The organism is Rhodohalobacter halophilus (genome assembly GCF_001715195.1).
GTDB lineage: Bacteria > Bacteroidota > Rhodothermia > Balneolales > Balneolaceae > Rhodohalobacter > Rhodohalobacter halophilus.
In genome coordinates this window covers 1-12,855 of record NZ_MDWE01000020.1, presented here as the reverse complement: position 1 = coordinate 12,855, position 12,855 = coordinate 1, and the positions used below count along the sequence as shown (strand labels likewise).

Here is a 12,855-nt window from a genome sequence, read left to right as displayed (position 1 = left end):
GGGGCATCAGCCACCGGTTGTCTCATGCCACAGAATTGGCCGCCATATTCCTTCAAATGCAGTAATTATTCGAGGAAGTTAGCAAAATGGGTTTGGAAATCGCTTGAAGTCGTTCGAGTTCAGGGGAATTTTACTCTCCCCTTACGGCTTCGGCGGGCTCTACCCTGGAGGCTCTTGCAGCCGGATACCAGCTTGCAGCCACACAGAGAAGTAAACTGCCGCCCACAACAAGTGCAATGTCCAATGGCTGGATAGCTACAGGATAAGCATCTATGATGAAGGATGAGGTTAGCTTTACCAGTCCATACTCTTGCTGCAGCCATGATACACCAACCCCAAGAACACCGCCAATCCCGCAGCCGATCAGCCCGATTTGAACTCCCTGGCTAATAAAGATCTGTCGAATTTTTTTTGAGGTCATTCCCATGGAAATCAGAACACCGATGTCTTTCTTTTTCTGGATCACAATCATCGTAAGTGAACCGACAATATTGAGCGCTGCTACCAGAACAATAATCATCAGTATAAAGTATGATCCCCACTTTTCAAGGTACATTACATCGTAGAGAGGTTTTTGCAGATCGTACCAGGTTTGAATTCTAAACTCAGGACCCACAATACCTGCCAGTTCTTCTCGTACCTGATCCGCGCGGTCTGTATCTGTAAGCTGCAGATCGAGACCGGTGATTTTATCCCGCATATTGAATAGCCGCTGGGCCGCGGTTAGGTTGATGTAGGTGATATCATCATCAATGATCTGTTGGATGTTGTAGCTGCCGCGAACCTGAAAACGGCTGACCCTCGGAGCTGAGAACTGTGTGATGGCACGCCTCATGCCGGCTGCGCTGAGGAGGGCAATTTCATCACCCGGGCTGAGTCCATACTGACCGGACAGTGAACTGCTGATTACAAGGCCGGGTTTGCCATCCTGTACAGAAAGGTCAAAAACACCGTTTTGGACGCTCTGTTCCAGATCAGAAATTCGTATGTGAGAACTTCGTTCGATGCCGCGAACAATTACCACATCATTTTGATTGCCATCTGAAATAAGCATGGCTTTTCCTTCTACATAGGGTGCAACCTGAACCACTTCCGGGTGATCCTGAAGCTGTTGAATGAGGTCGGGATCAAACGGCATGGTGTTCGCCTCGGCAAGCTCAATCCGGATATCGGGATCAAATGAGAGCAGGAACCCCCGGATAACATCGAAGAAACCGTTAAAAACCGAGAGAATAATGATTAACAGTGCAGTGCCGATTGTGATCCCCGCAATACTGATTGAGGTAAGTACAGAAATCAGCGAAATGTGTTTTCGGGAAAAAAGATAACGCCTTGATATAAAACGGGTAATATTCATTCAGTGCTGATTTCTAACCTAAACCACAGACCTGCAAAATGGGACCATCAATTTGGCTATAAAATTTTTATTTTAAAGTGTTAGCAAATCAAATCTAAGGGGATGTGAATAACTTGACGCTTAAAATCGAAGAAATTCAGGCAATATCCAACGGCAGTCATGGCGATCTGTTTTCCGTGTTGGGGCTGCATACAGAAAAAATTGATAAAAAAGAGAAATTGGTTGTGAGGGTTTTCCGGCCTGATGCGAAGTCTGTCCGGGTCATGCCAGACAAAGGAAAGGCGGTTGAACTTACCCGGGCATCCGAAACAGGTCTTTTCGAACACGTTTTCAGCCGCCGAAAGAATCGGTTTGAATACACCTTGGAAATCACACCATATGAAGGAGATATTTATACAATAGAAGACCCATACCGATTTGGGCCGATGCTGACCGACTACGATCTACAGCTCTGGGGTGAAGGAAACCACCATTTTGCGTACGAAATGATGGGTGCGCACCTAAAGACCGTAGATGGTGTGAGTGGTGTGCATTTTGTAGTGTGTGCACCTTCTGCGTCAAGGGTTAGCGTGATCGGATCATTTAATAACTGGGATGGCCGGGTTCACGGAATGCGGAAATATCCTGATCAAGGAATTTGGGAGACATTCATACCGCATGTAACGAAGGGTGATCTCTACAAGTTTGAGATTAAAACACACCCCGGTCAGGCACCTGCCAAGAAAGCCGATCCGTATGCTCGTTTTTCGGAGCTTCGCCCCGGCACAGCTTCAAAAGTCTGGAACGATACGTATGACTGGAATGATGGAGATTGGGTTGATCATCGTGATACAAACCAGCACCACGACAAACCTATCAGTATTTATGAGATTCATGCCGGTTCGTGGAAACGAAAAGTTGGAGAAGATCCCGGATTTCTCTCCTATCGTGAACTGGCGGACGACCTGGTTCCATATTTACAGGAGATGAATTTTACGCATGTGGAGTTGATGCCGATAGCTGAGCACCCCTACGATCCATCCTGGGGATATCAAATTACGGGTTACTTTGCACCAACCAGTCGATTCGGTAAGCCGGAAGACTTTAAGTATTTCATTGACAGGTGTCATCAGGCCGGAATTGGAGTTATTCTGGACTGGGTGCCGGCTCATTTTACGAAGGACGATCACGGGTTGAGGCGATTTGACGGGACGGCTCTTTATGAACATGAAGATCCGCGTTTGGGCGAGCACAAAGATTGGGGAACCAATATTTTTAATTTCGGGCGAACCGAAGTACTTAACTTTCTGATTTCCAACGCAATTTTTTGGATAAAGGAGTTTCATATTGATGGGCTTCGGGTTGATGCTGTGGCATCCATGCTCTATTTAGACTACTCCCGAGAAGATGGTGAATGGGTGCCGAATGAGTATGGCGGAAGAGAAAATCTACAGGCGATACATTTTCTTCGACGATTCAACGAGGTACTTCACGACTACTACCCGGGAGTTCTGACCTTTGCGGAGGAGTCTACATCGTGGCAGGGTGTTTCACGCCCCACTTCTTCCGGCGGTCTTGGTTTCGATTTTAAGTGGAATATGGGTTGGATGAACGACTCGCTTGATTACATGCAGAAGGATCCGATATACCGGAAGTACCACCAGGATCAGCTCTCGTTTTCGTTAATCTATGCGTTTTCTGAACAGTTTATTCTGCCTCTATCCCACGATGAAGTGGTTCATATGAAGCAGTCTCTGCTCTCGAAAATGCCCGGAGACGACTGGCAGAAGTTCGCCAATCTCCGACTTCTCTACACCTATATGTTTGGTCATCCCGGTAAAAAACTCCTCTTTATGGGTGGTGAGTTTGCACAGTGGAGTGAATGGTCAGAACAGCACTCTATTGACTGGCACCTGCTTCAGTGGGAGAACCACAAGGGAATCCAAAATCTGGTTAAAGATTTAAACGGAATATACCGGGGCGAACCGGCCATGCATCAGGTAGATTTTAGCTGGGAGGGCTTTGAGTGGATAGATATCAGTGATGCGGATAACAGTATGCTATCGTTTATTCGAAAAGGAAAAGACCCTGACGATTACCTGGTATTCTTGCTCAACTTCACGCCAACATTGCATCAACAGTACAAATTCGGGGTGCCTGAGGCCCGGGAATATGAAGTGGTTTTAAACAGTGATTCTGCTTACTACGGTGGCAGCAATGCCGGGCCAAATGTTATCAAAGGGCAGGATGGCGCATGGCACAGTCAACCGGCAAATATTACGGTTACCGTACCGCCACTGGCCGGTGTTATTTTGAAGCCTAAAAAATAGAAGGCTATTCAATCAATTATTGAAAACTTAAAATTTTAGCAAATTATGAGATTTCCACGCTCTTGTGGCACATTAGTGCATCCAACCTCATTTCCCTCAAAATATGGGATGGGCGACCTGGGGTATGAAGCCCGGGATTTTATTGATTTCCTGGAACGGACCCATCAAACCATCTGGCAGATGCTTCCTTTGTGCCCTACCGGTTACGGAAATTCACCCTATGCCAGCTACTCGGCATTTGCCGGAAATCACTATCTGATCAGTTTAGATCTTTTGGTAGAAAAGGGATTATTGTCAGCGGATGAGGTAAAAAAGGCCGAATTGCCTGTTAAAACTGTTGCGGAGTATGAGAAGTCGTACGAAGTGAAAGATAAGCTCTACAAAAAGGCGTCGAATACCTTTTATCGGGATTTGACGGCTGAAGATGAAAAAATGCTGATGGTGTTTAAACAGGAAAATGAGGTGTGGCTTCACGATTATTGTCTGTTTATGACCTGTCTGAAAAATAATGACAAGCAGCCGTGGAATCAGTGGGATGAGGGAATTGCACAGCGTAAGCCAAAAGCAGTTCAAAAAGTTGAAAAAGAGTTTAAAGAGGAAATAGAGTATCAGCTCTGGCTGCAGTTCGAGTTTTTCAATCAGTGGAGTGAATTGAAAGCGTACGCAAACGAGAGAGGGATCCGTGTGATTGGGGATATACCCATTTTTGTGGATCACAACAGTTCGGATGTCTGGTCAAACCCAAAGTATTTTGCAGTGGATAAACAGGGAAATCGACAGTTGGTTGCGGGTGTTCCGCCTGACTATTTCAGCGAAACGGGACAGCTATGGGGGAATCCTCTCTATAAATGGAAAGAGCTTAAGAAAGATGGATTTACCTGGTGGGTAAACCGTTTTCGCCAGATGTTTGAACTCTATGATGCCATTCGAGTGGATCATTTTCGAGGATTTGATGCCTACTGGGAGGTGAAAGCATCTGAAGAGACAGCTATTAACGGCAAGTGGGTAAAAGCACCGGGCAAGGAACTGTTCAAAACCATTCACAAAGAGTTGGGTGAACTGCCAATTATTGCAGAAGATCTTGGCGTGATGACACCTGAAGTAGAAGATTTGAGGGACTCCTTCAATTTTCCGGGCATGAAGATCTTGCAGTTTGCATTCGATTCGGACTCATCAAATAGTTTCCTGCCGCATAACTATCCGCAGAACTGCGTTACGTATACTGGAACTCACGACAACGACACCACAATTGGCTGGTACAATCAGGCTCCGGAGGTAGAAAAACATCGCCTCAGAGAGTATACAAAATCGGATGGAAGCCAGCCCGGATGGGAGTTGGTTCGTCTCGGTATGTTGTCGGTTGCCGATCAGGCGATTTTCCCGCTTCAGGATTTTATGAACCTGGGAACTCAGCACAGAATGAATCTGCCCGGAACCGTAGGCGATAACTGGCTTTGGCGATATACACCCAATATGCTAAACGATGTTGATGAAGACCGGATCAAATATCTGGCCGTTTTAGGAAACAGAGTTTTACAGGATGAGGAAAATAACTGATAGGCAATAACACCCTTTTCAATAAAAGGTGTGATTTTGTATCTTACGCCGTCTTAATAATGAATAAATCGCATTGAATGCAATTTAAGCTCAATCATCTGCCTAAACGGACTAATAAACCCCGAAATAAAGGCATTACTCTCGCACTCGACAAAGGGTTTAGTGTTCGTCAAGTTGAAGATTTTTGTGAAGCTGCCTCCGGTTACACCGATATTGTTAAGCTTGGGTGGGGCACTTCATATGTAACACAGAACCTTTCAGAAAAACTGGAAGTTTATAAAAAGCATGATATTCCGGTCTATTTTGGCGGTACGCTATTTGAGGCGTATGTTTTGAGAGGTCAGTTAGATGCGTATGTTGAACTGCTAAAGAGGTATGAGATTCAGCATGTGGAGGTTTCTAACGGAACTATCTGGCTTTCGGAAAATAAGAAGCTGGATATTATCAACGAGCTGAGCCGGGATTTTACGGTATTATCGGAAGTTGGCAGCAAGAATCCGGACTCTATCATTCCGCCCTACAAGTGGGTGAAAATGATTAACAACGAAATGGAAGCCGGCAGCTGGAAAGTGATATGTGAGGCACGGGAAAGCGGAACGGTTGGTCTGTTTAGGCCAAACGGTGAAATCCGGTCCGGATTAATCGACGAAATTACCGACCAGATACCGATGAGTGACCTGATTTTTGAAGCTCCTCAAAAAGATCAGCAGGTTTGGTTTATTAAGAAATTTGGAAGCAATGTGAACCTCGGAAATGTTGCCCCTACAGAAGTAATTTCTGTTGAGACCATACGTTTAGGTTTGCGAGGAGACACCCTATTTGACTTTTATTCGATAGAAGACAATCAGTTGCAGAAAGCCTATTCCGGTAACTCTAATTCAAACGGTTCCCGAGAGACTACTAAGTAAGATTTAAAATTATGAAAATATTATACGCAGCCGCAGAAATTGCACCCTTCGCCAGAATGACCTACACTGCTGACTTGTTGCGCTTTTTGCCGGCATCACTGCAGGATCAGGGATTTGAAATCAGAATCTTACTTCCAAAGTTTGGAACCATTAACGACCGCCGTAACCGGCTTCACGAAGTAATTCGACTTTCAGGAATTGAGGTTGAGGTAGGGGATGAAGTTGAGAGTATGAAGATTAAAGTGGCGAGTATTCCAAATGCTAAGCTTCAGGTCTATTTCCTCGATAACGATAAGTACTTCAAGCGAAAAGGGATGTTCGACAATCCCAAAACCGAAAAGTTTTATGACGACAACGATGAGCGTCTGGCTTTTTACAATAAAGGAGTGCTCGAAACTGTTATCAACCTTGGATGGGAGCCTGACATTATCCACTGCCACGACTGGCCCGCAGGATTGATTCCTCTTCTGGTACGAACCAAGTATAAGAACGAAGAGATTTTCAAGAATACCCAGATTGTGTATAATCTGCACCATCCGGAGAACAAAGGACAGTTTGAAGGATCCAACATTCTGGATCTGCTGGGCCTTCCTGAAAATGTAGATATTAATTCCTACGTAGAGGACGGTGTGGTAGATTTATTGAAGACAGGTTTGAAACACAGTGACCACGTTGTTACAGGTAACCACCTGAAAGATCAGTTCGACGATCTGTTTAAAGAATTGAATATTAACCCAACAAAAATTCAGGGTTCGCCCGAAGATGTATCAAAAAAATTCGCAGACTACTACCGGCAAATCACCGGAAAAGATGAATAATTCATCTGTTTCCAATCTCACAAATAAAGAGATTATTACGAAAGGCAGCCGACCCAACATCGCTGCCTTTCTTCTTCTTTTCTTCATTCCGCTATTCATAAGTTGTGAATCTCCCGGTTCAGTCGGTGAAGGTTTAGGGCCTGATGGAAGTACGGTTGAAAAAGATGAATATTCAGTAGACAGTATTACCCCTATCGAGGCAAACACATTTTCCGGCCGTCTTCAGAGTTCGGCGATGGGATATCTTGAAGACCCTGTTTATGGTACATTAAATGCCATTGCTGTGCTTAAACCGGCACTCTCATCTTCAGTAGTAGACACATTAAAAGAGGGCGACACCATGTCCCTACGGCTGGTATTTAATGAATCGGTTTATGGTGAGGATGGTTCTGTTGCCAACTTTGAGCTGTTTGAGATGGCTGAAAGATGGAGAGGCAACGAGATTCGATACAATCAACCTGCTTCCGTAGATCTTAATGCCAAAGTGGGTGAATTTCAGATAGCCAATGAAGATACGGTAGAAGTTGAATTGAGCGCCGATTGGGTGGATAAATACAGATCGTACTTCAATTCTGAAAGTGCAAATGTGGATTCCCTCTACGCCCGTGAGTTCTTTGGTTTGGCGGTGGTTCCAGCGGAGACGAATTCTAAGATTCGTTTTCTGCGTCACACCCCTCAGGATGATGAAGATACGGCTATTACAGAGTTTCAGATTCACACAACGGAGCTGGATGAGGATGAAGAAGAGGTGGAAGTTGTTGGCCCTGTAGCACTGCGCGACTGGGGATCCTTTACAGTTCGATCTGATGAGCCGGAATACACATCGGGTTACGTGCTTCATAACATTGGCCAGATTATGGAGGTGGATCTTGACTTGAATACAGGAGACCTGGGTTCAAAAAATATTGTAAATGCAAGCCTTATCTTTACCGTTGACCGATCAGATGAGGAAATGCACAGCAATATTTTGAGGCCGGAAGTAGAAACGATACGAGCACACACATTTTCAAATCCGCCTGCCGATCTGATTTCGGAAATATTTATCTCCTCGCCCAACTATGGTGCCGATCTTAATGAAGACGAAGATCTGTTCAAGGTGGATGTAACTCAATATGTGCTGGACAGAGTATATGGTGAGAGTAATACCGGCCCGCTCTACTTTTCAGTTCAAACAGTAAACGGAACTTTTTATTCAGTTAAGCTGAATGATGATACGGCAGCAGAAAGCAGAAGACCCCGATTAATCATCACATCAGTTGAATAAGGTATACACATGAAATATTTACTACCCCTTTTTACAGTTATATTTGGATTTGCGGTTCTTGAAACAGCGCACGCCCAGAATGATGATCTTGCAAACTCCGGTTCATTTTATTCCGGTTTTGGAATAGGTACACCTTCTGATGTTCAGGCGGCAAACAGTATGGGAATGGGGCTCAGCGGTGTTGGGCTGTATTCCGGTTCATCTGCGAATATTACGAACCCTGCACAATGGGGGTTATCTGCGTTCACACACGGTTCGGTTGCGGTGAGTATGTTGAACTACAATGCAAGTGATCAGTTCGACTCGTCCAGAAAAGCACTTTTTGCATTTGAAAACTTTCAACTTGTTCTCCCCGTTCTGCGAAGTAAACTTGGCTTTTCAGTAGGATTCAGCCCCGTAACTCGCTCCGACTTTCAGCGAATTACAGAGGGATCGTTCACACCAATTGAGGGAGTTGGCCTTGATGATGTGGATTATCTTACAAATACACAGGGATCGGGTGGAATCAACAAATTTGAGTTTGGTGCCGGTTACCGATTGTTCGACAACATTTCAGTCGGTTATTCGATGGGGGCTTATCTGTTAACTCAAGACCAAGAAGTGTCTGCGGCATTTTCAGATATGACCTATCGTGGAATTACCTATAACCGGGAAATTGAAGGGTATGCATTTGGTCATAAGTTTGGTATATACGCAAGAAAAGGAAATATATTTGGATCGGAAGATCAGATCTCACTGGGTGCAACTGTTTCATTACCGGTATCCATTGATGCGGAGCGGTCTGTAACAGCATTCCGTACCGTAAACGGGCGAAGGACACTTATTGAGCTTGGAGGAAATCAAGCGAACATGGATGGCACTGTTAAATTGCCTATGGAAATTAACACAGGCCTTACGTATAATTTAAACAGATACGTGATTTTATCGACTGAAGTACTGATGCAGAACTGGAGTGAAGCAGAGTACAGTTACAGCCCGGAACAGCAGGCTTATTATAAGGACAGGATGAAAGCCGGGTTTGGTGTTCAATACCATCCATATAGAACCGAGCAAAGAGGAGGGTTTTTCTCTAATTTTAAGTATAGTTTAGGATCATCGTACGATACCGGTCATTTAAACATAAATGGTGAAGATATAGACACCATTTATCTGAATGCGGGAATCGGTTTTATCGGGCGGCAATCTTCATCCTCTGTAGATCTCAGCTTTCAATATGGTATTCGGGGAACAGAATCCTCCAATTTAGTTAAAGAGAATGTATGGGGTTTTAAACTTTCTCTAAACCTGGCAGAACTGATGTTTGTTCGGCCTAAGTTTCAATAAGCCGGCAGTTGCTCTACGAGTATAAATTAAGTAACCAACTGAAGTAATATGAAAAAGATCATTGCAGCATTCGTCATTCTGATTGCAATTTCAACCAGTGTAAATGCACAGGATGCCGAACCGCCCTACGGCATGAGTGAATTGCAGGCATACTCCATTTTTTATGAAAATTACAGAACCGGCAATTATGATATGGCTCTGCAATTTGGTCGATGGATGCTTGAGGCAAAACCCCGTAATATTGAAGGCGCCAATCGCTTCAGTCTGCCTCGTCAATACGAGCGAATGATCAATGTTTACAGAGAGCTTGCCAAACAGGAGTCTGACCCATCTCTGGCATCAGCGTATCTTGATACAGTTCAGATTATCTATGATGATGCTTTTGAAACGTTCTCGGAAGATGAGATAGACTTCTACACCTGGCATTTTAACAAAGGTCGTTTTTATCAGGAAAATCAAAGCAACATTTCGGGCGGAATGGATCGCGCATACGAAGAGTATGAAAAAGCCTATGAACTGGATGCTGAGCGTTTAACCCAGGCCGGAGACGGATATTACATCAATATTTTGCTTTCAAATTATGTGTCAAAGGGTGAGCGTGAAAAGGCTTTGGCAATGATTGATGAAGTGGAATCGTTCGCAGGGAACTCTTTGATGAATCAAATTAACGAGATTCGCGATGGTCTGTTTTCAGATCCCGAGGAGCGAATTGAGTTTCTTGAAGGAAGACTGGCTGAAAATCCGGGTGACATCACCCTTCTGAAGGAGATCGCAAATCTATACGAAAGCAGCGGAATGAGAGATGAAGCGATTGACTATGCCCGGCAAATTTTTGAGGCTGAGCGAACATACGAAAATGCAAAACGGCTCGCTGAATACGCACTTTCTGACGGGCAAAACAGGCAGGCATTAAACTACTGGCAGCAGGCACTGGATATTGCCGAGTCAAACTCTCAGCGTAAAACAGCTGTCATGCAGTTGGCTGATATCAGCCAGAATATGGGGAATCTTCAGGAAGCAAGAAGATTTGCCCGAAGAGGGATACAGCTTGACCGTAACTGGGGCGATCCTTATTTAAAAATGGCCGATATCTATGCGTCCGCGATCCGTCAGTGTACTTCCGGCCGGCAAATGGATAGGGACGACAGATCTGTGTACTGGCTTGTACTCGATTACTTAGACCGTGCTCGTTCGGCGGACTCTTCTGTTGCAAACACTGTAGAAAGACAATACAGAACGTATGAGCCTGTAACACCAAGCTCGGAAGACAAGTTTTTCAGAGGGTGGGAAACCGGAGATGAAATCCGGATTGGCAGCAACATTTCTGAATGTTATGCCTGGATCGATGAGACAACAACGGTTCGATAATTTTTGATCTACAATTTCCTTCCTTATCTTATTGAGCAGAGCGGTATAAATTATATCGCTCTCTCATTTCTCAATTCTGCTACTCTGTGGAATTCTCAGCTCGTCTTACGCTAAAGCTATTTAAACATCACATTCTAACATTTTACTTCACATAAATAAATCTACTGTGCATGGCACGTTCGCGAAAAAATAAAGGCAGAAATAAGCCTAAAGGAAAAGGCAAGGGAAACAAAAAGAACGTTTTTATCCCAAAGTTTCATCACAATCAAAAGACCCGTATTGGCGGCCGGTATAACGGTGTTTTGGAAATTAACCAAAAGGGTTACGGCTTTATACGGAAGCTCGATTTTGAATTCAGCATGGATCCCAAAGATCCGTTTCTGAAACCTGATGAAGTGAAACATTACGATTTACGCTCCGGGCTAATCCTTGAGGGTGAATTTGAACAAGATCAAAGCGGTAATCGTCATGTTCATAATATTGAACGAATAAATGGCAAGGCAGCAGAAGAGTGGCAAAAGGTAAATCGTTTTGAGCTGCAGACTCCCATTATGCCGAACGAGTATATCAAACTTGGGTATAATGCAGAGGATATTGAGCTGCGCGTAATGGATCTTATTTCACCTATTGGGCGCGGACAGCGAGCACTCATTGTGGCGCCACCCCGTACAGGTAAAACGGTGCTGCTCAAAAAAATAGCTCGTAGCCTAACCGAAAATCATCCCGACATTTACACGGGAATACTGCTTGTGGATGAGCGGCCAGAAGAGGTGACGGACTTTTTGCGTTCAACTAATGCTGACGTATTTGCATCATCTAATGACAAACCCACAGAGAGCCATGTAAGGATATCTGAAATGGCGCTTGGATACGTGAAACGAAAAGCTGAAGTCGGTGAACATGCAGTACTGTTAATCGACTCCCTGACACGGCTCGGACGGGCTTACAACGCCGTACAGAGCAACAGTGGCCGAACGCTTTCAGGTGGTTTAGACATTCGAGCTCTTGAAATACCTAAGAAGATTTTTGGTTCAGCCAGAAAGATTGAAGGAGGTGGTTCGCTGACAATTATTGCCACGTGCCTGGTTGAAACCAACTCCAGAATGGATGACCTCATTTTTGAGGAGTTTAAGGGAACCGGAAATATGGAGCTGGTTTTGGATCGGGAAATTGCCAACGACCGAATATTTCCTGCAATCAACATTGCAGCATCGGGAACAAGAAACGAAGATAAGTTTATCACAGATTCGCTTGAAGAGCGAAACATGGTGCGCAGATTTTTGCTGAAGAAGTCACCGAAGGAGTCGATGAGTATGCTGCTGCAGGTGATGAGGCGGACCGATAGTAATGAAGAGTTATTTCAACAGATTGCAGCAATAACCTGATTAATACTGCGGGAGAGTGGGGTCAATCTGTTTGCCCCACTCGTTGATGCCACCTTTAAGCACGGAAACATTATTGAATCCCTTCTTTTCCAGAAGTTTTGCAGCATCGGCTGCAGAGCTGCCTGATCGACAGAGAACGACGATTTCTTCATTTGGATCAAGGCTGTCAGACTCTGTTTCTAACTGATCATATGGAATCCGGGTTGTCCCGTCGAGGTCAGCTATGTAATACTCATGCGGCTCTCGCACATCCAGTAAGACAAACGATTCATTGTTATCCCGTTTTTGCTTTAACTCTTTCGCAGTTGTTTCCATCAGTTTAGCTGACTATGGTTGATATCTGTCCAGTTTAAATTGTGAGCCTAGGTAGAGTTTTTTCGCTTCCTCATCTTCGGCAAGCTGCTCAGCCGTGCCTTCACGAAGGATTTTACCTTCAAACATCAGGTACGCCCGATCTGTTATGGCTAAAGTTTCGTGCACGTTATGATCGGTGATAAAAATTCCGATATTTCTTCCCTTCAGTCCGGCTACAATTTCCTGAATATCTTCCACAGCAATCGGATCTA

10 protein-coding genes and 1 pseudogene are annotated in these 12,855 nt (G+C 44.5%); 8 read left to right on the top strand and 3 right to left on the bottom strand.

From position 1 onward, the window contains the following. Positions 1-130: 130 nt before the first annotated feature. Positions 131-1,357 carry an FtsX-like permease family protein gene (locus BG260_RS06550; protein ID WP_069131165.1) on the bottom strand — a complete coding sequence of 409 codons (1,227 nt, stop codon included), beginning with the start codon at positions 1,355-1,357 and terminating at the stop codon, positions 131-133. A gap of 104 nt (positions 1,358-1,461) precedes the next feature. On the opposite strand from BG260_RS06550, the gene glgB reads away from it, so the two are divergent. The 8 genes from glgB (at position 1,462) to rho (ending at position 12,289) form a co-directional block, all read left to right on the top strand. Further along, complete coding sequence (glgB, locus tag BG260_RS06545; RefSeq protein ID WP_069131164.1) at positions 1,462-3,666, top strand: 1,4-alpha-glucan branching protein GlgB; 2,205 nt, start codon at positions 1,462-1,464, stop codon at positions 3,664-3,666. Between the two features lie 45 nt (positions 3,667-3,711). Continuing rightward, positions 3,712-5,223, top strand: coding sequence for a 4-alpha-glucanotransferase (malQ, locus tag BG260_RS06540; protein WP_069131163.1), 1,512 nt, complete (start codon positions 3,712-3,714; stop codon positions 5,221-5,223). Between the two features lie 77 nt (positions 5,224-5,300). After that, positions 5,301-6,131 (top strand): phosphosulfolactate synthase, encoded by an 831-nt coding sequence (locus tag BG260_RS06535; RefSeq protein WP_069131162.1) that lies wholly within the window; start codon positions 5,301-5,303, stop codon positions 6,129-6,131. An 11-nt stretch (positions 6,132-6,142) separates the two neighbouring features. After that, on the top strand, positions 6,143-6,949 hold the full coding sequence (locus BG260_RS06530) for a glycogen/starch synthase (RefSeq protein WP_069131161.1): 807 nt from the start codon (positions 6,143-6,145) through the stop codon (positions 6,947-6,949). Then, positions 6,942-8,213, top strand: coding sequence for a hypothetical protein (locus BG260_RS06525; RefSeq protein ID WP_069131160.1), 1,272 nt, complete (start codon positions 6,942-6,944; stop codon positions 8,211-8,213). The genes BG260_RS06530 and BG260_RS06525 overlap by 8 nt, the downstream gene beginning before the upstream one ends. A gap of 9 nt (positions 8,214-8,222) precedes the next feature. Then, positions 8,223-9,536, top strand: coding sequence for a hypothetical protein (locus BG260_RS06520; protein ID WP_069131159.1), 1,314 nt, complete (start codon positions 8,223-8,225; stop codon positions 9,534-9,536). Between the two features lie 48 nt (positions 9,537-9,584). Beyond that, a complete protein-coding gene (locus tag BG260_RS06515) occupies positions 9,585-10,904 on the top strand; it encodes a tetratricopeptide repeat protein (RefSeq protein WP_069131158.1) in 1,320 nt (439 codons plus the stop codon). Positions 10,905-11,074: 170 nt separating this feature from the next. After that, positions 11,075-12,289 carry a transcription termination factor Rho gene (gene rho, locus BG260_RS06510; RefSeq protein WP_083750142.1) on the top strand — a complete coding sequence of 405 codons (1,215 nt, stop codon included), beginning with the start codon at positions 11,075-11,077 and terminating at the stop codon, positions 12,287-12,289. Here rho and BG260_RS06505 read toward each other — a convergent pair whose 3' ends face one another. Both BG260_RS06505 and BG260_RS06500 read right to left on the bottom strand, forming a co-directional pair. Further along, on the bottom strand, positions 12,290-12,604 hold the full coding sequence (locus BG260_RS06505) for a rhodanese-like domain-containing protein (protein ID WP_069131157.1): 315 nt from the start codon (positions 12,602-12,604) through the stop codon (positions 12,290-12,292). A 12-nt stretch (positions 12,605-12,616) separates the two neighbouring features. Further along, positions 12,617-12,855, bottom strand: a pseudogene (locus tag BG260_RS06500) (LPS export ABC transporter ATP-binding protein); the annotation flags it as partial.

Coding starts and splice junctions, on each gene's coding strand:
- BG260_RS06550 (WP_069131165.1), bottom strand. CDS start 1,357: ATGAATATTACCCGTTTTATATCAAGGCGTTATCTTTTTTCCCGAAAA.
- BG260_RS06535 (WP_069131162.1), top strand. CDS start 5,301: ATGCAATTTAAGCTCAATCATCTGCCTAAACGGACTAATAAACCCCGA.
- malQ (WP_069131163.1), top strand. CDS start 3,712: ATGAGATTTCCACGCTCTTGTGGCACATTAGTGCATCCAACCTCATTT.
- BG260_RS06515 (WP_069131158.1), top strand. CDS start 9,585: ATGAAAAAGATCATTGCAGCATTCGTCATTCTGATTGCAATTTCAACC.
- BG260_RS06525 (WP_069131160.1), top strand. CDS start 6,942: ATGAATAATTCATCTGTTTCCAATCTCACAAATAAAGAGATTATTACG.
- rho (WP_083750142.1), top strand. CDS start 11,075: ATGGCACGTTCGCGAAAAAATAAAGGCAGAAATAAGCCTAAAGGAAAA.
- BG260_RS06505 (WP_069131157.1), bottom strand. CDS start 12,604: ATGGAAACAACTGCGAAAGAGTTAAAGCAAAAACGGGATAACAATGAA.
- BG260_RS06530 (WP_069131161.1), top strand. CDS start 6,143: ATGAAAATATTATACGCAGCCGCAGAAATTGCACCCTTCGCCAGAATG.
- BG260_RS06520 (WP_069131159.1), top strand. CDS start 8,223: ATGAAATATTTACTACCCCTTTTTACAGTTATATTTGGATTTGCGGTT.